Genomic DNA, 23,602 nt, shown 5'->3' on the forward strand with positions numbered 1-23,602 from the left:
ACCGACTTTTCAGTGCACCCTGCGCGTTAACAACGATCGACGGTAAATGCAATCACATCACTGAGCTGCTCGGCCTTCAGGGCCAGCATCACAATACGATCCACGCCCAGCGCCACGCCGGAACATTCCGGCATCCCGTGAGCCAGCGCGTCCAGCAGATGAGTATCAATCGGCTGCACCGGCAGGCCGGCTGCGGCACGTTTACGGTTATCCTGCTCAAAGCGCAGGCGCTGTTCGCGGCTGTCGGTAAGCTCACGGAAACCATTGGCCAGTTCAATCCCTTTGAAATAGACCTCGAAGCGCTCTGCCACGCGATGATCTTCCGTGCTGATCTCAGCCAGCGACGCCTGGCTTGCCGGAAAGTGATAAACGAAAGCGGGTTTCTCTTTACCAATCTCAGGCTCCACGCCCAGCATAAACAGCAGCTGTAAAAGCGTGTCGCGATCTTCTTCCCGATGGGCCAGATCGCCTGCGCCCAGCTTCACGGCGGCCTCACGCAGCTGCGCTTTATCGGCCGACAGTGGGTCAATCTCCAGATGACGAATAAACGCCTGCTGGTAGGAAAGGGTTTCTGCCGGCGCACACTCCAGCACCTGCTGTAACAGATCGTCCACCTCGTTCATCAGGCGGTACATATCATAGTGTGGCCGGTACCACTCCAGCATGGTGAATTCGGGATTATGGTGCCGCCCCATCTCTTCATTACGGAAGCTGCGGCACAACTGAAAGATCGGGCCACTGCCCGCTGCCAGCAGGCGCTTCATATGGTATTCAGGGCTGGTCATCAGATAAAGATCGATGCCTGCGGCGGCGCCGGGCCCCACAAACCGCGTCTGGAACGGGAACAGATGCACGTCCGTCACCGTTGCCTGGCTCATCGCCGGGGTTTCCACTTCCAGTACGCCGCGATCGGCAAAGAAACGCCGGATTTCAGCCATAATCGCCGCACGCTTCAATAAATTGGCGATGGGTGCACAAGGCCGCCAGCTGGCCGAATCGCTCATCTTTTTTACTCCACAGTCAGTAGGGGCAGGAAGTCTACCTGTACCGGCAGCAACACACAATTCTACGTCGAAAAAACCAGCAACCTGTTTAACCACAAAAATAAAGTGGTTTTCCTCTGCTACCCGCCCAAATGGCCGAACACATCAAATTAGCGTGTTTTTAACCCGCCTATACTGGGCGGCGACAGGCGAGTAGACCGACCCGCCATGCCTCTGGAAAAATTTTAAACACACCATACCTTCACTATTTCACCCCGCAGAATACGCTTTAATAGCGATGCGGTGGGAAGTATGACGGGTATAAGGGAGGAAGCTGTGCAAACCCTGAATGCCGATTTGGTCATTGTTGGTGCCGGTGGTGCCGGGCTTCGTGCCGCGATTGCCGCTGCCGAAGCCAATCCACGATTAAAAATTGCCCTGATATCCAAGGTCTATCCGATGCGCAGCCACACCGTGGCCGCCGAGGGGGGAGCCGCTGCGGTTACCCAGCAGCAGGACAGCTTTGATTCCCACTTTCACGATACCGTTGCCGGCGGCGACTGGCTGTGTGAGCAGCCGGTCGTGGACTACTTTGTCCAGCACTGTCCGCAGGAAATGGCGCAGATGGAGCTGTGGGGCTGCCCGTGGAGCCGCAAAGAAGACGGATCGATTAACGTGCGCCGTTTTGGTGGCATGAAGATCGAACGCACCTGGTTTGCCGCCGATAAGACCGGTTTTCATATGCTGCACACCCTGTTTCAGACTTCGCTGAAATACCCTCAGATCCAGCGTCTGGATGAGCATTTTGTCCTCGACCTGCTGGTAGATGATGGCGTCGCGCACGGTGTGGTGACCCTTAACATGATGGAGGGTACGCTGCTGGAGGTGCGCGCGCAGTCTGTGATCCTCGCCACCGGCGGGGCCGGACGCGTCTACCGTTATAACACTAACGGCGGCATCGTCACCGGCGACGGTATGGGCATGGCGTTTCGTCATGGTGTTCCGCTACGCGATATGGAATTTGTCCAGTATCACCCGACCGGCCTGCCGGGTTCGGGCATTCTGATGACGGAAGGCTGTCGGGGCGAAGGCGGTATCCTGGTCAATAAAGACGGCTACCGTTATCTGCAGGATTACGGCATGGGGCCGGAAACCCCGCTCGGTGAACCAAGAAATAAATATATGGAACTGGGGCCCCGCGATAAGGTTTCCCAGGCCTTCTGGCACGAGTGGCGCGCCGGGCGTACCATCGCCACCCCGCGGGGTGATGTCGTGTACCTTGACCTGCGCCATCTGGGTGAGAAAAAGCTACGGGAGCGACTGCCCTTTATCTGCGAACTGAGCAAAGCCTACGTCGGGGTCGACCCGATTACCGCCCCTATTCCGGTTCGTCCGACCGCGCACTACACCATGGGCGGCATTGAAACCAACAACCAGTGTGAAACCCGTATTCAGGGTCTGTTTGCCGTCGGCGAATGCTCATCTGTCGGGCTGCACGGCGCTAACCGCCTGGGGTCCAACTCGCTGGCCGAGCTGGTGGTCTTTGGTCGCCTGGCCGGCGAACAGGCTGCACAGCGGGCCTCCCAGCCACATCCACTGCGCGACACCGTCCTCAGCGCACAGCGCAACGATATTGAAAAACGCCTGCATGGCCTGGTGAACCAGCAGGGCAACGAAAATGCAGCCACCCTGCGCGACGAAATGGGCATGGCCATGGAAGAGGGCTGCGGCATTTACCGCACCACCGAACTGATGCAAAAAACGATCGATAAACTGGCCGAACTGAAGCAGCGTTTTTCCCGCCTGCGCGTTACCGATACCTCCAGCGTATTCAATACCGAACTGCTGTACGCTGTTGAGCTGGCCCACGGGCTGGATGTGGCGGAGTGTATGGCCCATTCGGCCATCCAGCGGAAAGAGTCTCGCGGCGCTCACCAGCGACTGGATGAAGGCTGCACTACACGCGACGACGAACACTTCCTCGCTCATACCCTGACATTCTACAACCCGCAGGGTGCCCCTGCGGTCGCCTATGATCCGGTCACGATTACCCATCTCCCGCCAGCCGCACGCGTGTATGGCGCGGCCTCTGAGGACAAAACCCCTAAGGAGCCTGCTCATGAGTGAGAGCAAACGCCGTCAGATTGATATTCTGCGTTACAACCCGGAAAGCGATCGCGTTCCGCGCAACGAGATTTTTGACGTGCCGTGGGATGAAACCACCTCGCTGCTTGATGCACTGGGTTATATCAAAGATAACCTCGCTTTTGACCTGTCGTATCGCTGGTCTTGTCGCATGGCCATCTGTGGCTCCTGCGGCATGATGGTGAATGGCATACCGAAGCTGGCCTGTAAAACCTTCCTGCGTGACTACCCGTCCGGAATGAAGATCGAGCCGCTGGCTAACTTCCCGATTGAACGCGATCTGGTGGTGGATATGACCCACTTTATTGAGAGTCTGGAAGCCATCAAACCCTGGATCATCGGCAACACGCGCAGTGCCAGTGAAGGCCCAGGGCGGCAAACGCCGGCGCAGATGGCGAAATACCATCAGTTCTCCGGCTGTATCAACTGCGGCCTGTGCTATGCCGCCTGTCCGCAGTTTGGCCTCAACCCGGAATTTATTGGCCCGGCAGCCATCACCCTCGCCCACCGCTATAACCTTGACAGCCGCGACCAGGGTAAGGCCCAGCGAATGCCGCAGCTTAACGGTATTAACGGCGTCTGGAGCTGCACGTTTGTCGGATACTGCTCGGAAGTCTGCCCTAAACACGTGGATCCGGCCGCTGCTATCCAGCAGGGCAAAGTGGAAAGCAGCAAAGACTTTTTAATCGCCACGCTCAAACCCCATTAAGGAGGCCGTCAATGACCACAAAACGTAATGCGTATATTCGTCCAGTGCGGGGGAACTGGTGGCAGTCGCTGCCGTTTTACCGTCTGTACATGCTGCGTGAAGGCACAGCCCTTCCCGCACTGTGGTTTAGCATTGAGCTGATTATCGGCCTGTTTGCGCTCAAACTGGGGCCCGATAGCTGGGCAGGTTTCGTCAGCTTCCTGCAACACCCCACCGTCCTGTTGCTGAATCTGGTGGCGCTGGTCGCCGCCTTGCATCACAGCAAAACCTGGTTCGACCTGGCCCCCAAGGCACAGATTATTATCGTCAAAGGGGAAAAGCTGCCACCGGAGCCGGTGATCAAAGGGCTGTGGCTGGCATTGATTATCCTGAGTGGTGCGGTGCTGGCCGTATCACTGCTGGCCTGAGGAGTCATGATGAAAACACAACCACAACGTTCTGATGAACCGATCTTCTGGGGACTGTTTGGCGCGGGAGGCATGTGGGCTGCGCTGGTCAGCCCGGTGATCGTTCTGCTGGTTGGGCTGCTGCTGCCGCTGGGCTGGGCACCCACAGGCGCCTTCAGCTACGAGCGCATTCTGGGCTTCGCCCAGTCACTGCCTGGGAGGGTGATCATGCTGTTGATTATCGTCCTGCCGCTGTGGTGTGCGCTGCACCGCCTGCACCACAGCCTTCACGATCTCAGGCTGCACGTTCCGGCCAGTAAACAACTGTGCTACGGGATCGCCTCGTTATTGAGCGTGGTGGCGCTGATTGCCGTTATCGCCGTCTAAAAACGCAGTACAGGCTATACTTAAGCCATTCATTGATAAAGGAATGGTTTATGTCACTCTGGAAAATGCTCACTGCAGGCGCCGGGGCTCTGCTCTCGGTCGCCTGTTCAACCACCCCACCGCAGGGCGTTACCCCTGTGACCGGATTCAACGCCGAACGCTACCTGGGCAGCTGGTACGAGATTGCCCGTCTGGATCACCGTTTTGAACGCGGGCTTGATCACGTCACCGCCACCTACAGCAAGCGAGACGATGGCGGCCTGAAAGTAGTCAACCGGGGTTTTAATACGAAAAAACAGCGCTGGCAGGAAAGCGTGGGCAAAGCCTATTTCACCGGCCCCAGCGATCGTGCCACCCTTAAAGTGTCCTTCTTCGGGCCATTTTACGGGGGGTATAACGTGATCGCGCTGGACAGCGATTATCAGCATGCGCTGGTGTGTGGGCCTAACCGGGAGTATTTGTGGATCCTGTCCAGAACACCGCAGCTGGATGCCGGCGTGAAAGCCGATCTGGTGGCGCAAGCGCGTCGTGCCGGGTTTGCCGTGGATAAGCTAATCTGGGTTAATCAGCAATAACGACGTCGGGCCGGTGCAGCGCGCCGGCCCGTCAAAGCAGATTAATTCGTGCTTTTCTGAATTGCCTGACCACCTGCCTCAACATCTTCACCTACGCCACGCGTGGTGTTACAAGCTGAGAGTACGGAAGAGAGCACCAGAACAGAAAGAATGGCAACAATACTTTTCTTCATAGCAATTTCCTTTTAATTAGAGATAAGTACAACGCTATAAGCATAGCTGTATTTTATCCACCTGCCCGTGGTAAGCAGAAAAAAGGTCAGTTTATGAAGATATCAGGGGGGAATAACAGAAAAGATAAGGGCCTGACGGACAGGCCCCTACTGATTCGGGCTTATTTTACGCGTGAAACGTATTCGCCAGAACGGGTATCGACTTTAATCACTTCGCCAATCTGAACAAACAGTGGCACTTTCACGACTGCACCGGTAGACAGCGTTGCTGGCTTGCCGCCTGTCCCGGCAGTATCCCCTTTCAGGCCCGGATCGGTGTCGGTGATTTCCAGCTCCACGAAATTCGGTGGCAGCACCTGGATCGGCTTACCGTTCCACAGGGTCACGATACACTCAGCATTGTCGAGCAGCCATTTGGCCGCATCGCCCACGGTCTTCTCTTCAACAGGGTGCTGTTCGAAGGTTTCCGGGTGCATAAAGTGGTAGAACTCACCGTCGTTATACAGGTAGTTCAGGTTGGTATCGACGACATCAGCGCCTTCAGCGGAGTCGGTAGATTTAAACGTTTTCTCAACGCGCGTTCCGGTCAGCAGACGGCGCATTTTAACGCGTGCGAATGCCTGGCCTTTACCTGGCTTCACAAACTCGCTGGATTCGATGGCATAAGGCTCGCCTTCGAACATGATTTTAAGACCGGGACGGAAATCGTTGCTAGAATAAGTCGCCATGAAGGCCCTCTAAATTTATAACTGGTACTTAGCCAAAAAAATGGCACACATTGTAACCCTAAATACCCCTGTGCGAGAAGAATGGTTGCATCAACTTGCCGATGTAATCACTGATCCGGATGAATTACTGCAACTTTTAGCGTTGCAACACCACCCTGAACTGGTTTCAGGCCATGACGCACGGCGTCTTTTTGCCCTGCGCGTCCCGCGGGCCTTCGCTGCACGCATGCGTAAAGGCGATCCACAGGATCCTCTGCTGCTTCAGGTGATCACCTCGCAGCAGGAGTTCGTTGATGCACCGGGTTACAGTACCGATCCGCTGGATGAGCAGAGCAGCGTGGTGCCGGGTCTGTTACATAAATATCGTAATCGTGCGCTGTTGCTGGTCAAAGGCGGCTGTGCCGTCAATTGCCGTTACTGTTTTCGCCGCCATTTTCCCTACTCTGATAACCAGGGCAATAAACGCAACTGGCAGCAAGCCCTGGAGTATATCCGACAACAGCCAGAACTGGATGAGATTATTTTCTCCGGGGGCGATCCGCTGATGGCGAAGGATCATGAACTGGACTGGTTGATTGGCGAGCTGGAGCAGATCCCACATATCAGACGCCTGCGCATCCACACCCGTCTGCCGGTGGTGATCCCCAAACGCATCACGGAAACGCTGTGTCAGCGGCTGTCTCAGTCGCGTCTGCAAACGCTGATGGTCACCCATATCAACCACGCGCAGGAGATCGATGACGATCTGCGTCACGCAATGCAAAGGCTCAAGCGGGCCGGGGTGACGCTGCTCAATCAGAGCGTATTGCTGCGCGGCATTAACGACCATGCCGTCACGCTGGCTACATTAAGTAATGCGCTCTTTGATGCCGGGATCCTGCCCTATTACCTGCACGTGCTGGATAAAGTGCAGGGTGCTGCGCATTTCTATGTCGACGACGAGCGCGCACGCGGCATTATGCGTGAACTGCTAAGCAGAGTGTCGGGCTATATGGTGCCGAAACTGGCGCGGGAAATTGGTGGGGAGCCGAGCAAAACGCCGCTGGACCTTCAGCTGCGTCAGGAGTAAATCAGGCCGGCCTGAAAATAAAAAGGGTGGGCACAAAGGCCACCCTTATTTAGCGCTGTATGTCCCGTCAGGCGACAACGATTACGGACACTTATAGACCTGGCCGCTCATTTTGCTGTCCAGCGGTGCGAAGCTGGACCAGATGTTCTGAGTGGGGCTGGTGGCACCATAAATGACATTGCCGCCCATCTCAGCGGCACGATTACGCAGGTCGTTTGCGGCGCCGCGCAGTGAACTGCCTTCGCCACCGGAACCTGAGAACCAGTTACTTTGCGATCCCGTCACGTTGCCCAGCAACTGGCAACTGCTGGCCGGTTGCTGATCGGTAAAGGTGACGCGTTCGCCCGCAGAACTCAGCGTGTTAGAAGAAGAGCTACAGCCTGCCAGCAACAGGGCCGCCACAGAAAGTCCCAGGAAGTTAATCCGCATTATAATCCTCATTTATTATCATCAGTTTCAAGCAGGCATCATGAAAGCTTTCCAACTCTTTACCTGAGAAAACAGTGCCAACATTGTTCAGGCCCACGCTGCGCGCCCTTTACTTATACCCTTTTCAGCAACAAAAAAAAACATCCCTGCAAGGCAAAAAGAAGGGGAAAGTGTCATCATTGTTAATGTAATAGCTATCATTACCAGAAGATTATTAATTTTAATAATTTCCAATAGAAGATGACAAATAGGCATCCAGGATTTTAAAAAAAAGCTTCCTTCCTTTTTATTCGGAAAGTTCTAATTAACAATGCCAGTCATCATGACTGGCAATAAATCAATTTCATTCTTGACAAACTTAATATTTTTATGATTCTATATGCAACATATAGCTACTAACCTCGTAATGGATTACCTGTGAATGTAAGCAAGTTAATACCCTTTCATATTATTACTATTGTCACTGCTCTTTTTATCGCTTCAAGTAATGCGACATCACAAGCATCCTTAACTTTGCAGGGGGAGATTTTACCCAGCTCCTGTGATATCACTATGGATAGCAGTGGCAAAGTGCAGCTTGGGAAAATGAATACACCTAATTTTTCCTCCGAAAAAAAAAGCATCCGCTTACCAGAAAGAAACATCATTGTTAGTATTAATTGCCCGGCAGCCACCTTATTCGGCATTCGCCCTATGGACATTGCAATAAATGCAGGCAATGTTAAGCATGATGGTTCAGGAGATAATACTGTATTCAGTCTCGGCCTGACGGCTTCCGGGCAGGCCATTGGGGGCTATTATGCCAGCATCAATAAATCGCTCTCTTCGGTTGATGGCAAACAGCCTGATAATATTATTGCCTCTCGTGATCAAGGAAATAGCTGGAATCTCGCCCAGGGTAACCTCTCTGCTAAAGGGGAAAATGTCTATTCCTGGGGAGAACAGACGCAGCCACATAGTGCACGTTCAGTTAAAGTCAGCTTAATTATTACACCGTTTTTATTCAAAAATAATTACAGTGACACGGTAAATATAGAGGGACTCAGCAGTTTTGAACTGGTTTACCTCTGATAACACCGACAATATTCCACGTCCGGTAAAGAACCTCGGCATTCACAAATCTCACCAGGATAATTGCTAATAAAGCAGCCATAAAAATCAACAAACTCATTAATCCAGGAATGTCGAAGAAGTAATGAATTCGCAACAAAGATATAACAATCTGTTTTAGGTTCCACCAAAAAGGAAAATGTATCACTTAAAATGATACAGATGCATTGAGATTCTCCATCAAATCATTAAAGGACTATATGAAATGAAAAAAACAGCCATCGTTATAGCACTTCTAAGCAGTGTCGCTGCTTCCGGTGTCGCAAATGCAGCTAACTCACAGGCAACAATGAAACTTGAAGGTAGCATTATTCCTGCTACTTGTAATATCAAAGTGAATGGCTCTACCTCCAGTACCCTGTCACTGGGGAAAATAACTGCAGCACAGTTGGAGCAGAATGGTGGCACCACCCTTCTGCCAAATAAAAACGTTAGCCTGAACATCACCTGCCCAAGCCCAACCTTTGTTGGTTTCCAGGTGATGGATCTGGGTGAAAAAGCTGGTCAGGTTGAATTAAGTGGCGTCAAAGATACAGGCCTGTTTAGTCTGGGTACCACGAAGAGCGGTGCGATTGTTGGTGGATACTTTATTGATTTTGAATCAGGAAAAATTGATGCAAAAAAAGTGACCAACTTTATTTCTTCAGCGTCATTAGACGGAAAATGGAGTAAGTTCACAGGTAAGCTCGATGCAATGAAAAAGAGCATTTACTCCTGGAGCACAGAAAGTGCAATGTCCTATCCTTCTATTGGTTTCTCACATGAAGTTGGGTTGACTATTCATCCTTACATCAATCCACTGTCAGCTTCAGACGCGGCAGACAAAATTGAACTGAGCGGTGAAGCAACTTATGACCTCGTTTATCTGTAATCATTTCTTCTTGTAATATCTCTCAGGGGATCCTTTCGGGTCCCCTCTTTTCACACCAGAGGTAATATGAAGTCTCTTACCGTAATGCACACAACCCTCGCGTTGATGTTAATCACTTTCGCCTCATCCTCGTCCGCCATTATGAAACCAGAGTCATCAATGTTACTCATTAATGAAGCCGATGGGGGGGGAAGTATTAATGTCGAAAATATGGCAACCGAAGAATCGCTGCTCTATGTTAAAATCACTGATTTACCTGACGATCCTCAGCCAAAGCTTCTGGTGACCCAACCCGTCATGCGAGTAGGTGCACAGCAAACTCAACGCGTGCGTTTTATTCTAAAAAGCGACCGAACTTTAGAAAAGGAACATTTAAAACGTGTAACTTTTGAGGGTATCAGCCCCAAAAAAGCAGAAGGGAATAACGATATCTCCCTGAATATTCGTCATAATATACCCGTGATTATCCACCCTAAAGGGCTGCCATTTATTGCCGATCCATGGAAAGAGCTTGTCTGGTCTCAGAGTGGCAGTACATTGACGGTAAAGAATCCAGGAAAATATATTGTCCGCCTTGCGCAGAATGTAAAATTACTGCCTTCAGGTTCTGCAACTCCCCTTGAAAAAAGCTATGTTCTCCCTGGCCAGACGTTAAGCATGCAGATAAAAGATGATAAGACGGCAGGACAGTTACAAAAAGTGAGTATTGAAACTCTGTCCAAGTATGGTTATGAAACCGGAACCGTTGAAATGCCTGTATCGCACTAATGTTTATGGTGAAAAGGACTTTTACCATATGTAATGATAGCCTCGCCATAAAAAAGCCAGGTGCTCTGGCCGGCGGGTTATTACTCCTGATGGTCTTTGGTCATGCCAAAGGTTCCGAGCCACCTGCCTCTCATCCAGAATCAACGAAAACAACCTGGGATATCGAGGCGCTAAAGCGGCGTGGGATCATATCTGAGCAGGTGGAAAACCTTGATAAGTTGAACGAAATCCCTCCCGGAGAAAATTTAGTTGATATTAACCTTAACGGTGCGTTTAAAACCTCTTTTCAAGTTAATGTGAATGACCAAGGTATTATTTGCTTCACTCCGGCGCTTTTTGATGCTCTGGGGATCTCCGTTTCGGATAGTAATCCAAAAGAGGGGTGCTATGACTGGATTAGTGAGCAACCCGGCACCAGCGTTGCCTGGCAGAGTGAGTCACAAACACTGAGCATCGTTGTCCCACCTGATGTGCTGCAGCAGGAGAGCAACGGTGATTATGGCGGCATCGCAGGCCATATAAACTACAACTATTACTCCAGCATGAACAAAAGCGCATACCAAAAGCAACGCTACAGTTGGCTATCACTCAGCAGCGGAATTAATATTTCTAACTGGATGATCCGCAGCCAACAAAATGTTCAGGATAATCAGGGAGAAATTAGCACAACCATTAACTCCACCTATGTAGAACGCTATCTCAGTAGTCTGAATAAAATTTTTCAGGCGGGCGAAATTAGCACCAGAAACACACTTTTTCCGTTAGGCCAGTTACGTGGCTTTCAGCTTTATCCCGATGATGCCCTTGACAGCAACAGTGCAACCGGTGTCTCTGTTGACGGTATGGCCAGTACCTCTCAGGCCCGCGTTGAGGTACGCCAATATAATCAGCTGATCTACAGTACGCTGGTTGCAGCGGGTCCGTTTCATCTGCCAAATATTCCGGTGCAAAACCGCAACGCTGAACTGGACGTTACCGTATTGGAAACGAGCGGGGAGACGCAACAGTTTATTGTACCCGCCATTCAGTTAATGAACACGTCCCAGCCTGAAAACCGCGGTTTCAGCCTGTCTTTCGGTAAATTACAAGATCAGCCAAGTGATGACGCTAAGATCCCGGCCATACTCACGCTAAATAAAAACTGGCAGCCTCTGAACAGAATGTCGCTGCGTACCGGATCATTGCTGAGTGGCAAATACCAGTCTGTTGCTGCAGCAATGAATGGCCAGATTGCGTCGGTGCCCGGTCAGTCCTTTTCATTACAGGTCCTGCTGGCGCAAGACCATTACCAGCATAAGAAAAGCGCGCAGGTGCGTGTCTTCAGCAACCATGCTCTGACAAAAAATCTGTCGCTGTCGCTGGGAGCCAGTAAAAATACACCGGGTTATGCCTCAATAGAAGAAGCCAGTTTGCGGGCGAGGCGCAAAGATAAGTGGAGCTACAGTGCTGATAATTCAGAGTTAGATCTGGGGTTCAGCTGGAATAGTGAAACACTAGGTACACTTTCATTCACTCATAGTCTGACAACCAGCTATCCCGACAACGATCGCTGGCGCTACTCTATGCTTACCTGGAACCGGCGCTTCGAAAATGGGTTACAGCTCACAACCAGCGCCTCTCGGGCAAAAAGCCGCGACAGGAGCAATAAAAGCCTCAATATTAACCTGAGTTGGCCACTGGGCGAGAAACGTATCCGCCATTATTATCGTTCCTCCAATCAGAGAAATATAATGGGCAGCGATATCAATCTCCCGCTGGGCACCAGCAATAATTTGCAACTCGCCGTTGAGGAAAACAGCAAAGATCGCAATCGTTCGTTGCAAAGTTCACTCAGTAGCGACCTGCGCTACACCAATGTAAATACCAGCGTGCAGTTGGATAACCAGCACCAGCGTAACTACAGTATTAACGGTAATGGTTCACTAGTCGTACACAATAAGGGAGTGACCTTTAGCAACAGTAGCGTTCAGGATACTTATGGCATACTCAGCCTCAACCGCCCACTGGCAGGGGTGCCCGTGATTTCGCCATCAGGAACGTCCTGGACGGATTGGCGCGGAATGGCGCTCATTTCATCATTGTCGCCCTGGCATGATAATGCCATTGACGTTGACGTTGATAAGCTCCCCAAAAATGTCGATGTCAGCAACGGACATCGCACACTGCGGCCCGCACGGGGATCGGTAAAACAAGTGCAGATAAACATGTTGTCCGGAACCCGTCTGCTAATGACGATCTCTTTAGCCAATGGCCAGCTATTACCCAAGAGCAGCACGCTTTGGATTGGTAAAAGGCTAGTCGCAGAAGCGGTGGATGAAGGGCTGGCTTTTATCAACAATGCTGACAGCAAAGGCACTTTTCATGTGAAGATCGCCCAGTCAACCGATGAGTGCGACATTCAGTATCAGTTAAAGGATGCAACCGATGAGGATGCTCTCTACGAGCAGCTTAGTCTGACCTGCCAGTAGCTCAAAATGAGTAAAAAAAAGCCCGGTAAGGCTTTCACCTTACCGGGCGTTGGCTTTTTTCTGTCCTTTTAACCGCGACAGAAAAGGCAGGGGAGAATTACATCATTCCGCCCATACCGCCCATACCACCCATGCCGCCAGCACCTAAATCAGGCGCGTCGCCTTTAGGCAGGTCAGTCACCATACATTCGGTGGTGATCATCAGGCCAGCAACAGAAGCCGCGTACTGCAGTGCAGAACGGGTAACTTTGGTTGGATCCAGAATACCGAAGTCGATCATGTCGCCGTACTCTTCAGTCTGCGCGTTGTAACCGTAGTTACCTTCGCCCGCTTTCACGTTGTTGGTCACAACAGAAGGCTCTTCGCCGGCATTAGCCACGATCTGACGCAGTGGGGATTCCATCGCGCGCAGCGCCACTTTAATACCCACGTTCTGGTCTTCATTCTGGCCACGCAGTTCAGACAGCTTAGAAGCCACACGTACCAGTGCAACACCACCACCAGCAACAACACCTTCTTCTACCGCTGCACGGGTTGCATGCAGGGCATCTTCAACGCGTGCTTTTTTCTCTTTCATTTCAACTTCAGTGGCTGCGCCCACTTTCAGAACGGCAACGCCGCCTGCCAGTTTCGCTACGCGCTCCTGCAGTTTTTCACGGTCGTAATCAGATGTTGCTTCTTCGATCTGCTGACGGATCTGCGTCACGCGACCAGAGATAGCCACTTCTTCACCGGTACCATCAATGATGATCGTGGTGTCTTTGCTGATCACAACGCGTTTCGCCTGGCCCATATCTTCCAGACCCGCTTTCTCCAGCTCCATACCGATCTCTTCAGAGATCACGGTACCACCGGTCAGAACAGCGATGTCCTGCAGCATGGCTTTACGACGGTCGCCGAAACCAGGGGCTTTAACCGCAGCCACTTTCACGATACCGCGCATGGTGTTGACCACCAGCGTTGCCAGCGCTTCGCCTTCAACATCTTCTGCGATGATCAGCAGTGGTTTACCGGCTTTCGCAACGGCTTCCAGCACTGGCAGCATTTCACGGATGTTGGAGATTTTTTTGTCAGCCAGCAGGATGAATGGAGATTCCAGCTCAACGGCGCCTGTTTCTGGCTTGTTGATGAAGTAAGGGGACAGGTAACCGCGGTCAAACTGCATACCTTCAACCACGTCCAGCTCGTCCTGCAGGCCGGTACCTTCTTCAACGGTGATCACGCCTTCTTTGCCCACTTTTTCCATCGCCTGAGCAATCAGTTCGCCCACGGTTTCGTCGGAGTTTGCAGAGATGGTGCCGACCTGAGCAATGGCTTTAGAGTCAGAGCAAGGTACAGACAGTTTTTTCAGTTCTTCAACCGCAGCGATTACCGCCTGGTCGATACCGCGCTTCAGATCCATCGGGTTCATACCCGCCGCGACGGCTTTCAGGCCTTCGGTGATGATGGACTGTGCCAGTACGGTCGCAGTAGTGGTACCGTCACCCGCAGCATCGTTAGCTTTAGAAGCCACTTCTTTCACCATCTGTGCGCCCATGTTTTCGAACTTGTCTTCCAGTTCGATTTCACGCGCAACAGAAACACCATCTTTGGTGATGGTCGGTGCACCAAAAGATTTATCCAGGACCACGTTACGGCCTTTCGGACCCAGGGTAACTTTTACTGCATCTGCCAGTACATTCACACCGCGCAGCATTTTTACGCGAGCGTCATTACCGAATTTTACGTCTTTAGCTGCCATTTTATCTTTTTCCTTAAATTCGTTACGTTCAGTGAATTACGCGCTGTTTACGCTTCAACAACGGCCAGAATGTCGTTTTCTGAGATGATCAGGACTTCTTCGTTGTCGATCTTTTCAGTTTTCGCGCCGTAGCCTTCGCTGAAGATGACCACATCACCTACTTTGACGTCTAATGGCTTCACGTCGCCATTTTCCAGGATGCGACCGTTACCGACTGCCAGGATTTCGCCACGGGTGGATTTACCCGCCGCCGATCCGGTCAGCACGATGCCGCCTGCAGATTTGGATTCAACTTCTTTACGCTTGACGATAACACGATCGTGCAATGGACGAATTTTCATTGTTAGCTCTCCTTTGAGAAGTCCAATCAGTTTTGGGATGAAAGCCGGGCATCATGAGCAACCGGCCTCGTGACGAATGAGATGCGGTCGCAGGAGAGGCCTTTCAAGGGCCAGGAGGAAATTTTTTTGCTAACTGAACTGTTTGGTGGTTTTTTGCACAATTGTCGGTTCCGGCAAAAATAAAACGGCGCCCCGTCAGGAAAGCGCCGTTTTGGCCAGGCAGCGTAACTTACTGTTTATCGTTATGACGATCGTGCTCTATCAGGTTTGACTCTTTGCGCTCGTACTCACCGTCAACGGTAAATCCACTGTCGGGGCCTGCACCCGGGCCACGCCAGACTTTCAGGTGCGGCATCAGTTTCAGCGTCAGATGTTTTTGCACCGGTGGCAACAGCAACAGCAAACCGATGAAGTCGGTAAAGAAACCTGGCAGCAGCAGCAGGAAACCTGCCAGTACCAGCGACACACTCTTGATCATCTCGGCAGCCGGGCTTTCACCGGCATTCAGCTTCTGCTGCATCAGCATAAAGTTTTTCATCCCCTGGTTTTTCACCAGCGAGATACCGATGCAGGAGGTGAAGATCACCAGCAGCATGGTCATTAATACACCCATCACGTGGGCGACCTGAATGAAGAGAGAGATCTCGATCCATACCAGGGCAAATATCACTAAGAACGGTAACCAGCGCACCGCGTTCTCCTGTATCAAGGGCCGCCCTGCAGACTGCACGGCGGCATAAAATGGCGATCGTCACGATCGATAGTATAGAAGGTGGGAACGAAAGCCCCGCTTTTCAACCGGAAATGTGGAAAATCGTTCTGCATCTTCCATTGTGAGGACGATCACATAAGATTGAAACTGTTTGATTCAGCAGGCAGTTTAAGTGATCTGGATTCAGGCTTTTACATCGCAACAGAATATGATCGTGCTCGGGTTGACGCAAACGGATAAAATGCGGCGGCAGCCGTTCCCCGGCCTGATATTCTCTGGATGTTGGCCGCTGAAACAGGCACTTAAATTGTATTGATTTAACCGGTATTCCCAACAGAAGGTTCTCATGGCTAATAACATTCGTATCGAAGAAGACCTGTTAGGTATGCGTGAAGTTCCCGCGGATGCTTACTACGGTGTTCATACTCTGCGTGCGATTGAAAACTTCTATATCAGCAACAGCAAAATCAGCGATATTCCTGAGTTTGTCCGCGGTATGGTCATGGTTAAAAAAGCAGCAGCACTGGCCAATAAAGAGCTACGGACTATCCCGCGCAACGTGGCAAATGCCATTATCAGCGCCTGTGATGAAGTGCTGAATAATGGCCGTTGCATGGATCAGTTTCCGATCGATGTCTATCAGGGCGGCGCAGGCACCTCGGTCAATATGAACACCAATGAAGTACTGGCTAACATCGGCCTGGAGCTGATGGGGCATCAGAAAGGGGAATACCAGTTCCTTAATCCGAACGACCACGTCAACAAATGCCAGTCAACGAATGATGCTTACCCGACCGGATTCCGCATCGCGGTTTACAGCTCTATTTTAAAACTGCTGGATGCTATCGGGCAGTTGAGTGAAGGCTTCCAGCGTAAAGCAGTGGAATTCAATACTATCCTGAAGATGGGCCGTACCCAGCTGCAGGACGCGGTACCAATGACCCTCGGTCAGGAGTTCCACGCCTTTAACGTCCTGTTGAATGAAGAGATCCGCTGCATCCTGCGCACCGCCGAGCTGCTGCTGGAGGTCAACCTCGGTGCAACGGCCATCGGTACCCGCCTGAATACCCCGGATGGTTATCAGCAACTGGCCGTAGAGAAGCTGGCCGAAGTCAGCGGACTGGCGTGCGTTCCGGCGGAAGACCTGATTGAAGCCACCTCAGACTGCGGCGCCTACGTGATGGTACACAGCTCGCTGAAGCGCCTGGCGGTAAAACTGTCAAAAATCTGTAATGACCTGCGGCTGCTCTCCTCGGGGCCGCGCGCCGGGCTGAATGAAATCAACCTGCCGGAACTGCAGGCGGGATCGTCAATCATGCCTGCCAAAGTGAATCCGGTGGTGCCGGAGGTGGTCAATCAGGTGTGTTTCAAAGTCATTGGTAACGATATTACCGTGACAATGGCCTCAGAAGCCGGTCAGCTGCAGCTGAATGTGATGGAGCCGGTGATTGGCCAGGCCATGTTTGAATCCATTCATATCCTGACCAACGCCTGCTACAACCTGCTGGAAAAATGCGTAGACGGTATCACCGCCAACAAAGCCGTGTGTGAAGCCTACGTGTTTAACTCCATCGGCATTGTCACCTATCTCAACCCGTATATCGGCCATCACAACGGCGATATCGTGGGTAAGATCTGTGCAGAAACCGGTAAGAGCGTCCGTGAAGTGGTGCTTGAGCGCGGCCTGCTGACCGAAAGCGAGCTGGATGATATTTTCTCAACGCAGAATCTGATGTTCCCGGTGTACAAAGCGAAACGCTATACCGATGAAAACGAACAATAACAGACCCGATAATTAGCACCCTTTTAAGGCACGTGTTCACTGAACAACGTGCCTTTTTACTTTTCGCAGCACACAAAATTTTAACGGTTTATTAGCAAAAAAATTAAGGAACACCCTATGTTATTACCTGAGCTTATCGTCGTCTTTCTCGCGATCTATCTGGGAAGTCGGCTGGGAGGGATTGGCATCGGCTTTGCCGGTGGCCTCGGGGTCCTTGTGCTGACCCTGGGCTTTCAAATCAAACCCGGCGCCATCCCGTTCGATGTGATTGAGATCATCATGGGCGTGATTGCCGCCATTGCCGCCATGCAGGTGGCCGGCGGGATGGACTACCTGGTCAACCTGGCTGAACGACTGCTGCGTAAACATCCGCGCTATATCACGCTGCTGGCCCCCCTGGTGACCTATGTGATGACCCTGCTGGCAGGAACCGGCCACACCGCCTTCTCCACGCTGCCGGTTATTGCTGAAGTGGCTAAAGAGCAGGGTGTGCGCCCTTCCCGTCCACTGTCGATTGCGGTGGTCTCCTCACAAATCGCGATTACGGCGTCACCGATTTCTGCGGCCGTTGTGTTTATGGCCGGTATCCTCGAGCCCAAAGGCATCAGCTATCTGATGCTGCTGGCGGTGGCGATCCCTTCGACGATGGCAGCGATCTTTATCGCAGCACTGGTCACCAACTTCCTCGGTAAGGAACTGAAGGACGATGAAGTCTATCAGGCCCGACTGGCAAAAGGGGAAGTCGCCCTGCGCGGTGCCAGCAAGTTTGAAGAAAAGCCGGGGGCAAAACGCTCGGTGCTGCTACTGCTGCTGGGGATTATCGCCGTGGTGTTCTATGCCACCGCCATCAGTGATGCCGTTGGTTTGATTCCGAACCCGGTACTGCCGCGTAACGAAGCGATCGTGGTGTTTATGCTGACGGTAGCCGCTCTGATCTGCTTAACCTGTAAGATCGATACCGGGGAAATCCTCGGGGCCAGCACCTTTAAATCAGGGATGAGCGCCTGTGTCTGCGTGCTCGGCGTCGCCTGGCTGGGTGACACCTTTGTTAAGGCCCACATTGGCGATATCCAGCAGGTCGCGGGTGAGCTGCTTCACGACTTCCCATGGATGCTGGCGGTGATCCTGTTCTTCGCTTCTACGCTGCTTTACTCACAGGCGGCCACCACCAAAGCACTGATGCCTGCGGCGCTGCTGCTGGGCGTTTCGCCGGTGACCGCCGTGGCCTCTTTTGCCGCGGTATCCGCCCTGTTTGTGCTGCCGACTTATCCGACGTTGCTGGCGGCGGTAGAGATGGATGACACCGGCTCCACCCGCATCGGCCGCTTTGTCTTCAACCACTCGTTCCTCATCCCCGGTACGCTGGCGATTGTGCTGTCGGTGGCCTTTGGCTTCCTTTTGGGGGGGATTATTCTCTGATGCGGTGAACAGAGGAACGGTAAAATAGCCGTCCCGACAGATCGAAGGGAAAAATACCCGCCCAACGGCTGATTGAATAAATGGCCGGTCCCTGCCCCTTAGCAGGGGCCGGCCTTCTTTTCGGTCGTCCCGTTCTGTTCCGCACGGCCCTCATCAGGGAATGTCATGCTATTATCTCCCTTTCCGCCTGGTCGGTCCCCCATGGAGAGAGCAAGACCCGTTATGACCCAGCGATTTATTCCCCTGATATTCCTGCTGTTTGCCACGCTGTTCAGCCTGAACGCCGGTGCATCGTTGTTTGACAACCACGCCAACAGCCAGTTTGTGACGGTCAATCAGGCCTTCACGTTTGATTTCACACAGAAGAACGATCGGCTCACCCTCAGCTGGCAGGTCAAACCTGGCTACTACCTTTACCGGCAGCAGATCAAGATCGGCGTTCAGGGTGCCACCCTCGCTGAATGGCAGTTGCCCGCCGGCCAGCCTCATGAAGATGAGTTCTACGGTAAAACCGAGATCTACCCTGACAGCCTGACGCTGCCCTTCACCGTCACCCAGGCCGCCGCCGGTGCAGAGATGACGGTGACCTATCAGGGCTGCGCTGCCGCCGGCTTCTGTTATCCGCCGGAAACCCGTACGGTTCCGCTTAATGCCGTTGCGGCCCACAGCGCCCCTGCCCCTGTCGCTACGGCCGATCCTGCTCCGCCGACCCGCAGCAACCTGCCTTTCTCACCCTTATGGGCGCTGCTGATCGGGATTGGTGTGGCCTTTACTCCCTGTGTACTCCCGATGTACCCGCTGATCTCCGGCATTATCCTTGGCGGGAACCGCCGCTACAGTACCGGGCGCCTGTTTGCGCTGGCCATGGTCTATGTGCAGGGCATGGCGCTGACCTACACCCTGATGGGCATCGTGGTCGCCGCTGCCGGGCTGCGCTTCCAGGCAGCATTACAGTCCCCTGCAATACTGATCGGGCTTTCCGTGGTGTTTATTGTGCTGGCGCTGTCGATGTTTGGCCTGTTTACCCTGCAGCTGCCTTCTTCACTGCAGACCCGACTGACGCTATGGAGCAACCGCCAGCAGGGGGGATCGCTGCCGGGCGTCTTCATGATGGGAGCCCTGGCCGGGCTGATCTGTTCACCCTGTACTACCGCCCCGCTCAGTGCCATCCTGCTGTATATAGCGCAAAGCGGTAATATGCTGGCAGGTGCCGGCACGCTCTATCTTTATGCGCTGGGCATGGGCCTGCCGCTGATTGCCATTACCCTGTTCGGCAACCGCCTGCTGCCAAAGAGTGGCCCGTGGATGCAGACGGTGAAAGAAGGCTTTGGCTTTGTGATCCTGGCCCTGCCGGTGTTTCTGCTGGAGCGGGTGATCGGCGATGCCTGGGGAGTTCGCCTGTGGAGTCTGCTGGCCGTTGCCTTCTTCGGCTGGGCATTTATCAGCACTCTGAGAAGCCACCGGGGCTGGCTGCGGGTACTGCAAATTCTGTTACTGGGTGCGATGCTGATCGCCGTGCGTCCTTTACAGGACTGGGCATTTGGCGATGCGAAGACGACAGAAGCTGCCCCACAGCTCACGTTTACCCGCATCAGTGATGTGCAGCAGTTGGATCAGAAGTTGGCCAACAGTGCGGGAAAAATCACCCTGCTCGACCTTTACGCTGACTGGTGCGTGGCCTGCAAGGAGTTTGAGAAATACACCTTCAGCGATCCGCAGGTGCAGGCTGCGCTGGGTCATACGCAGCTGCTACAGGCCGATGTTACCGCCAGTAATGCCGCTGACCGCGCCCTGCTGGATCATCTGAACGTACTGGGTTTACCGACCCTGCTGTTCTTTGATGCACAGGGTCATGAAATCCCCGACTCACGCGTGACCGGGTTTATGAAACCCGCCGCTTTCCGTGCACATTTGCAGAAACTGGCGCGTTAAACGACACTAAGGTTCGATAATGAAGCGTACAAGAGGAGAACCGCGTGCAGCGTGAACAAGTACTTGAACAGGCTCTGAACGTGCTGGAACAGCATGGGTTAGCGGCAACCACCTCTCTTGCCATGATGGCCGGTGAACTGGACTGTAGTGAGCAGGAACTGCAGCGCTTCTGGCCAGACCGCGATGCGTTGCTTTACGACGCGCTGCGCTACCATGGCCAGCAGATAGAGGCCTGGCGCCGCCAGCTACTGCTGGATGACAGCCAGAGTGCCGGGCAAAAACTGCTGGCGCGCTATCAGGTGCTGGCTGACGCGGTCAATCACCAGCGCTATCCCGGCTGTCTGTTTATTGCCGCCTGCAGTTTCTACCCGCAGCCAGACCACCCTATTCATCAGATTGCCGAGCAGCAGAAACAGGCTTCCTGGCAGTTCACCCACCAGCTGCTGAGCGAACTGGAAACGGATAATCCTGAAGGCGTGGCGCATCAGATGGAACTGATCCTTGAAGGCTGTCTGTCGCGACTGCTGGTGAAACGTCAGGTTCAGGACGTGGAAACCGCCCGCTGTCTGGCGGAAGATGTATTGAGCTTCGCGCTGTGCCGTAAAAACGGGGCGTTAAGCTAAAGCAGGGTGTGCCTGTACGGGTAAAAAGCAGGCAGTCGGCAGGATTTTACGACTTTTTTGTGACAAAGCCGTTGACGCCGAACGGGGTTTACGGTTTAATGCGCCCCGTTGCCCGGATAGCTCAGTCGGTAGAGCAGGGGATTGAAAATCCCCGTGTCCTTGGTTCGATTCCGAGTCCGGGCACCATATTCAGAAGAACCCGCTTATAGCGGGTTTTTTGCTTTCTGCGATCCGGACTCTCCATCGAACTACGTTCGATGACTCGTCTCATCCATGAGACTCGCCCCTGCGGGGTTAACGCTGAAGCGTCATGCAAAAACGCTCCCGGCGTTTTTGTCCGAGTCCGGGCACCCTATTCAGAAGAACCCGCTTATAGCGGGTTTTTTGCTTTCTGCGATCCGGACTCTCCATCGAACTGCGTTCGATGACTCGTCTCATCCATGAGACCCGCCCTTACCTCTGCTATTTAATAAAAAAATTCCGCTTTTAAATACTGGACGATTACGGCAACCACGCACAGTCCGGCAGCGATTAGCAACAGCCAGCAGAACACCCTGAAAGGGTAATTTCTCCACACGGTGGCGATGCTGCGCAGTTCGTCAGTGGAAAACCCTTTTAACCGGTGATGGAACAGACAGAGATAGGCTGCACTGTATATCACCCACAGCAAAGGGGTAAGCATCGCCAGGGTACGTCCCAGGGTAAGATAAAGGGCGAGCGGAATGGCAATAAACGGGATAAAGGCCAGGTCATCCCAGCGTTTTAACTTCTCCCTCAAGCGATCGTCCTGCTCTTTAATCGCTTTCTTACTGAGTGACATGGCCCGCTCTCTTTCCGTAAGAAGATAACAGAAGTTTATCAGGCCCCGGCCGGTGACGGGAAGCCCTCTAATTTTGAGAGGTCACGTCCGGTGCGCCTGGTGATCCAGCCGCCTGCCTGAGCAAAAAATAGCGCTTCTGTAACTGCGCCAGCGCGATTAAAGCCTGCTGTCGTTCCGTCTCAGACGGGCTGGCGGCATAACGACGCAGACGTTCCTCAGCCGGTAGTGCGCGATTAAACGCCTGAGTCACGTCGTACACCACCGACTTGAGCTCGCTCACCGTGATATATTTTCCGCGCTGGCCATCGAGGGCATTCAGTCTGGCGGTCAGCTGCTGCAGCTGCGCCATCCCCTCCTGCCAGCCTCCCATCGTGTCTGCCGGTAGCGCCGACGCACTCATCTGCTGTTGCCACGCGGTAGCCATTTTATCCGTAGCGGGATCCTGCGGGTTAAGCGTCTGTGCCTGATGCACCAGCCGCTGTCCGTAATTGAGCGTCCAGTCCGGATCAAGAGAGACCAGGCGCGACAGCTGTTGCTGCGTGCGCGGCGTAAGCTTGTCCGGCAGCGTATTATTCATCTTCAGATGGTTTAGCTGTTCATCTGACAGCGGTAACGCCTGCGCCGACAGGGATGCGTTCAACTGGGATAGCAGCACATCCGGTCGGTGCAGGGTCAGCCAGCCCCACAGGGCGACACTCCCCACCACCAGCGTGGCGGCGCCTCCCGCGATAAAAGGTTTCCAGAAGCGGGCTCTGACGGGCCACGACGTTTCTACATTAACTTTTTGCGCGGGCGGTGTCTGCGCCACATACACCCATTGTGCCGTGCCAGCCCCACTCTCCGCGCCTGCACCCGGCATGCTCTGCGTCGCAGCCGGTAACACCGCCGCTGACGCATCGCTGTTTTCCAGCCGTACCGCGCTGATGTGCATCAGCGTGGCCAGAGCATCGAACTGACTCAGATGCTTTAACTCAAGGCGTTGCAGACTGTCATTAAGACGGCCGAGCTGCTGCTCTGCATGGTAAAGCTGGTTAAGGTCGCTGTAGCTGACCGGTTGTGTGCGCAGCCCCTGCTGCAGGCGTCGGCTCAACCCACTGAGGATTTCAATGCGGGCATGGACCGGCTGTGGCCACAGATTGCCCCACTGGTGGCAGATTAAGGCTTCGAGGATGGCCAGTCCTTCATTCAGCCCCGCCAGCCCGACCAGCTGCGTTCTGGCCAGCGTAAACCAGGCTGCGGTTTGCAGCTCAACGCCGTTTTTTTCAAATAACGACAGGCTGAGTTTTTCAACTAAATGCCAGTTCACATCCGGCCGTGCCGGGTGGGAGAGTTTGCCCAGTTCGTCGCGCAGGGCGGCATAATCCGGCAGCGTACGGGGATCGCCGCCGGTTTTCAGGTAACGTTCAGATAATGTTGTCATAAGCAGCTTC

Annotated in this window: 23 protein-coding genes and 1 tRNA gene; 15 read left to right on the plus strand and 9 right to left on the minus strand. The window is 53.2% G+C overall.

What is annotated here, in order from left to right; genetic code table 11:
* Nucleotides 1-26: 26 nt before the first annotated feature.
* Entirely contained in the window at nucleotides 27-1,004 is a 978-nt protein-coding gene (epmA, locus tag K6L24_RS19035) for an elongation factor P--(R)-beta-lysine ligase (protein ID WP_062745707.1), read from the minus strand.
* Between the two features lie 315 nt (nucleotides 1,005-1,319).
* Between epmA and frdA the strand changes: the two genes are divergently transcribed.
* The 5 genes from frdA to K6L24_RS19060 are packed head-to-tail and all read left to right on the plus strand — an operon-like array spanning nucleotide 1,320 to nucleotide 5,185.
* The gene (frdA, locus tag K6L24_RS19040; protein WP_062745710.1) at nucleotides 1,320-3,110 is read left to right on the plus strand and encodes a fumarate reductase (quinol) flavoprotein subunit; all 1,791 of its coding nucleotides are present in this window, start codon (nucleotides 1,320-1,322) and stop codon (nucleotides 3,108-3,110) included.
* Complete coding sequence (locus K6L24_RS19045; protein ID WP_062745713.1) at nucleotides 3,103-3,837, plus strand: succinate dehydrogenase/fumarate reductase iron-sulfur subunit; 735 nt, start codon at nucleotides 3,103-3,105, stop codon at nucleotides 3,835-3,837. The genes frdA and K6L24_RS19045 overlap by 8 nt, the downstream gene beginning before the upstream one ends.
* A gap of 11 nt (nucleotides 3,838-3,848) precedes the next feature.
* Nucleotides 3,849-4,244: a fumarate reductase subunit FrdC gene (gene frdC / locus K6L24_RS19050; RefSeq protein ID WP_222681732.1), complete on the plus strand. Its 396-nt coding sequence runs from the start codon at nucleotides 3,849-3,851 to the stop codon at nucleotides 4,242-4,244.
* A 6-nt stretch (nucleotides 4,245-4,250) separates the two neighbouring features.
* Nucleotides 4,251-4,610 (plus strand): fumarate reductase subunit FrdD, encoded by a 360-nt coding sequence (gene frdD / locus K6L24_RS19055; RefSeq protein WP_062745719.1) that lies wholly within the window; start codon nucleotides 4,251-4,253, stop codon nucleotides 4,608-4,610.
* 50 nt (nucleotides 4,611-4,660) lie between these two features.
* The gene (locus K6L24_RS19060; RefSeq protein ID WP_062745728.1) at nucleotides 4,661-5,185 is read left to right on the plus strand and encodes a lipocalin family protein; all 525 of its coding nucleotides are present in this window, start codon (nucleotides 4,661-4,663) and stop codon (nucleotides 5,183-5,185) included.
* Nucleotides 5,186-5,226: 41 nt separating this feature from the next.
* Here K6L24_RS19060 and K6L24_RS19065 read toward each other — a convergent pair whose 3' ends face one another.
* A complete protein-coding gene (locus tag K6L24_RS19065) occupies nucleotides 5,227-5,358 on the minus strand; it encodes an entericidin A/B family lipoprotein (RefSeq protein WP_062745730.1) in 132 nt (43 codons plus the stop codon).
* Nucleotides 5,359-5,519: 161 nt separating this feature from the next.
* A complete protein-coding gene (efp, locus tag K6L24_RS19070; RefSeq protein ID WP_062745732.1) occupies nucleotides 5,520-6,086 on the minus strand; it encodes an elongation factor P in 567 nt (188 codons plus the stop codon).
* 40 nt (nucleotides 6,087-6,126) lie between these two features.
* Between efp and epmB the strand changes: the two genes are divergently transcribed.
* A complete protein-coding gene (gene epmB, locus K6L24_RS19075) occupies nucleotides 6,127-7,155 on the plus strand; it encodes an EF-P beta-lysylation protein EpmB (protein ID WP_062745735.1) in 1,029 nt (342 codons plus the stop codon).
* Between the two features lie 81 nt (nucleotides 7,156-7,236).
* On the opposite strand, the gene K6L24_RS19080 is transcribed toward epmB, so the two are convergent.
* Entirely contained in the window at nucleotides 7,237-7,584 is a 348-nt protein-coding gene (locus K6L24_RS19080; protein ID WP_062745737.1) for a DUF4156 domain-containing protein, read from the minus strand.
* A 417-nt stretch (nucleotides 7,585-8,001) separates the two neighbouring features.
* Here K6L24_RS19080 and K6L24_RS19085 point away from each other — a divergent pair, with 417 nt between their 5' ends.
* The 4 genes from K6L24_RS19085 (at nucleotide 8,002) to K6L24_RS19100 (ending at nucleotide 12,801) form a co-directional block, all read left to right on the plus strand.
* Nucleotides 8,002-8,655: a DUF1120 domain-containing protein gene (locus tag K6L24_RS19085; RefSeq protein WP_137269185.1), complete on the plus strand. Its 654-nt coding sequence runs from the start codon at nucleotides 8,002-8,004 to the stop codon at nucleotides 8,653-8,655.
* 244 nt (nucleotides 8,656-8,899) lie between these two features.
* Nucleotides 8,900-9,565 carry a DUF1120 domain-containing protein gene (locus tag K6L24_RS19090; RefSeq protein WP_084344202.1) on the plus strand — a complete coding sequence of 222 codons (666 nt, stop codon included), beginning with the start codon at nucleotides 8,900-8,902 and terminating at the stop codon, nucleotides 9,563-9,565.
* A 66-nt stretch (nucleotides 9,566-9,631) separates the two neighbouring features.
* Nucleotides 9,632-10,333, plus strand: coding sequence for a fimbria/pilus chaperone family protein (locus K6L24_RS19095; protein WP_222681733.1), 702 nt, complete (start codon nucleotides 9,632-9,634; stop codon nucleotides 10,331-10,333).
* Nucleotides 10,333-12,801 (plus strand): fimbria/pilus outer membrane usher protein, encoded by a 2,469-nt coding sequence (locus K6L24_RS19100; protein ID WP_222681734.1) that lies wholly within the window; start codon nucleotides 10,333-10,335, stop codon nucleotides 12,799-12,801. The genes K6L24_RS19095 and K6L24_RS19100 overlap by 1 nt, the downstream gene beginning before the upstream one ends.
* Before the next feature lie 97 nt (nucleotides 12,802-12,898).
* On the opposite strand, the gene groL is transcribed toward K6L24_RS19100, so the two are convergent.
* The 3 genes from groL to K6L24_RS19115 all read right to left on the minus strand — a co-directional run bounded on the left by groL (nucleotide 12,899) and on the right by K6L24_RS19115 (nucleotide 15,574).
* Complete coding sequence (gene groL, locus K6L24_RS19105; protein ID WP_062745755.1) at nucleotides 12,899-14,542, minus strand: chaperonin GroEL; 1,644 nt, start codon at nucleotides 14,540-14,542, stop codon at nucleotides 12,899-12,901.
* A gap of 47 nt (nucleotides 14,543-14,589) precedes the next feature.
* The gene (locus K6L24_RS19110; RefSeq protein ID WP_062745758.1) at nucleotides 14,590-14,883 is read right to left on the minus strand and encodes a co-chaperone GroES; all 294 of its coding nucleotides are present in this window, start codon (nucleotides 14,881-14,883) and stop codon (nucleotides 14,590-14,592) included.
* A 229-nt stretch (nucleotides 14,884-15,112) separates the two neighbouring features.
* Nucleotides 15,113-15,574, minus strand: a complete 462-nt coding sequence (locus tag K6L24_RS19115; protein ID WP_062745761.1) for an FxsA family protein — start codon at nucleotides 15,572-15,574, stop codon at nucleotides 15,113-15,115.
* A gap of 367 nt (nucleotides 15,575-15,941) precedes the next feature.
* Here K6L24_RS19115 and aspA point away from each other — a divergent pair, with 367 nt between their 5' ends.
* The 5 genes from aspA (at nucleotide 15,942) to K6L24_RS19140 (ending at nucleotide 21,538) form a co-directional block, all read left to right on the plus strand.
* Complete coding sequence (gene aspA / locus K6L24_RS19120) at nucleotides 15,942-17,378, plus strand: aspartate ammonia-lyase (RefSeq protein ID WP_222681735.1); 1,437 nt, start codon at nucleotides 15,942-15,944, stop codon at nucleotides 17,376-17,378.
* A 117-nt stretch (nucleotides 17,379-17,495) separates the two neighbouring features.
* The gene (locus K6L24_RS19125) at nucleotides 17,496-18,797 is read left to right on the plus strand and encodes an anaerobic C4-dicarboxylate transporter (RefSeq protein WP_062745766.1); all 1,302 of its coding nucleotides are present in this window, start codon (nucleotides 17,496-17,498) and stop codon (nucleotides 18,795-18,797) included.
* A 222-nt stretch (nucleotides 18,798-19,019) separates the two neighbouring features.
* On the plus strand, nucleotides 19,020-20,729 hold the full coding sequence (locus K6L24_RS19130; protein ID WP_062745769.1) for a protein-disulfide reductase DsbD: 1,710 nt from the start codon (nucleotides 19,020-19,022) through the stop codon (nucleotides 20,727-20,729).
* Between the two features lie 44 nt (nucleotides 20,730-20,773).
* Nucleotides 20,774-21,352: a transcriptional regulator gene (locus K6L24_RS19135; protein ID WP_062745772.1), complete on the plus strand. Its 579-nt coding sequence runs from the start codon at nucleotides 20,774-20,776 to the stop codon at nucleotides 21,350-21,352.
* A gap of 110 nt (nucleotides 21,353-21,462) precedes the next feature.
* A tRNA-Phe gene (locus K6L24_RS19140) sits at nucleotides 21,463-21,538 on the plus strand.
* A gap of 280 nt (nucleotides 21,539-21,818) precedes the next feature.
* Here K6L24_RS19140 and K6L24_RS19145 read toward each other — a convergent pair.
* Nucleotides 21,819-22,172 (minus strand): hypothetical protein, encoded by a 354-nt coding sequence (locus K6L24_RS19145; protein ID WP_062749485.1) that lies wholly within the window; start codon nucleotides 22,170-22,172, stop codon nucleotides 21,819-21,821.
* Nucleotides 22,173-22,239: 67 nt separating this feature from the next.
* Complete coding sequence (locus tag K6L24_RS19150) at nucleotides 22,240-23,592, minus strand: VasL domain-containing protein (protein WP_118664839.1); 1,353 nt, start codon at nucleotides 23,590-23,592, stop codon at nucleotides 22,240-22,242.
* Between the last annotated feature and the right edge of the window lie 10 nt (nucleotides 23,593-23,602).

The sequence above is a fragment of the Erwinia persicina genome (assembly GCF_019844095.1).
Taxonomy (GTDB): Bacteria; Pseudomonadota; Gammaproteobacteria; order Enterobacterales; family Enterobacteriaceae; genus Erwinia; species Erwinia persicina.

What these genes read in the sequence shown, in the direction of transcription:
- epmA (WP_062745707.1), bottom strand. Translation starts at nt 1,004, where the DNA reads ATGAGCGATTCGGCCAGCTGGCGGCCTTGTGCACCCATCGCCAATTTA.
- K6L24_RS19045 (WP_062745713.1), top strand. Translation starts at nt 3,103, where the DNA reads ATGAGTGAGAGCAAACGCCGTCAGATTGATATTCTGCGTTACAACCCG.
- frdC (WP_222681732.1), top strand. Translation starts at nt 3,849, where the DNA reads ATGACCACAAAACGTAATGCGTATATTCGTCCAGTGCGGGGGAACTGG.
- frdD (WP_062745719.1), top strand. Translation starts at nt 4,251, where the DNA reads ATGATGAAAACACAACCACAACGTTCTGATGAACCGATCTTCTGGGGA.
- K6L24_RS19060 (WP_062745728.1), top strand. Translation starts at nt 4,661, where the DNA reads ATGTCACTCTGGAAAATGCTCACTGCAGGCGCCGGGGCTCTGCTCTCG.
- K6L24_RS19065 (WP_062745730.1), bottom strand. Translation starts at nt 5,358, where the DNA reads ATGAAGAAAAGTATTGTTGCCATTCTTTCTGTTCTGGTGCTCTCTTCC.
- efp (WP_062745732.1), bottom strand. Translation starts at nt 6,086, where the DNA reads ATGGCGACTTATTCTAGCAACGATTTCCGTCCCGGTCTTAAAATCATG.
- epmB (WP_062745735.1), top strand. Translation starts at nt 6,127, where the DNA reads ATGGCACACATTGTAACCCTAAATACCCCTGTGCGAGAAGAATGGTTG.
- K6L24_RS19080 (WP_062745737.1), bottom strand. Translation starts at nt 7,584, where the DNA reads ATGCGGATTAACTTCCTGGGACTTTCTGTGGCGGCCCTGTTGCTGGCA.
- K6L24_RS19090 (WP_084344202.1), top strand. Translation starts at nt 8,900, where the DNA reads ATGAAAAAAACAGCCATCGTTATAGCACTTCTAAGCAGTGTCGCTGCT.
- K6L24_RS19095 (WP_222681733.1), top strand. Translation starts at nt 9,632, where the DNA reads ATGAAGTCTCTTACCGTAATGCACACAACCCTCGCGTTGATGTTAATC.
- K6L24_RS19100 (WP_222681734.1), top strand. Translation starts at nt 10,333, where the DNA reads ATGTTTATGGTGAAAAGGACTTTTACCATATGTAATGATAGCCTCGCC.
- groL (WP_062745755.1), bottom strand. Translation starts at nt 14,542, where the DNA reads ATGGCAGCTAAAGACGTAAAATTCGGTAATGACGCTCGCGTAAAAATG.
- K6L24_RS19110 (WP_062745758.1), bottom strand. Translation starts at nt 14,883, where the DNA reads ATGAAAATTCGTCCATTGCACGATCGTGTTATCGTCAAGCGTAAAGAA.
- aspA (WP_222681735.1), top strand. Translation starts at nt 15,942, where the DNA reads ATGGCTAATAACATTCGTATCGAAGAAGACCTGTTAGGTATGCGTGAA.
- K6L24_RS19125 (WP_062745766.1), top strand. Translation starts at nt 17,496, where the DNA reads ATGTTATTACCTGAGCTTATCGTCGTCTTTCTCGCGATCTATCTGGGA.
- K6L24_RS19130 (WP_062745769.1), top strand. Translation starts at nt 19,020, where the DNA reads ATGACCCAGCGATTTATTCCCCTGATATTCCTGCTGTTTGCCACGCTG.
- K6L24_RS19145 (WP_062749485.1), bottom strand. Translation starts at nt 22,172, where the DNA reads ATGTCACTCAGTAAGAAAGCGATTAAAGAGCAGGACGATCGCTTGAGG.
- K6L24_RS19150 (WP_118664839.1), bottom strand. Translation starts at nt 23,592, where the DNA reads ATGACAACATTATCTGAACGTTACCTGAAAACCGGCGGCGATCCCCGT.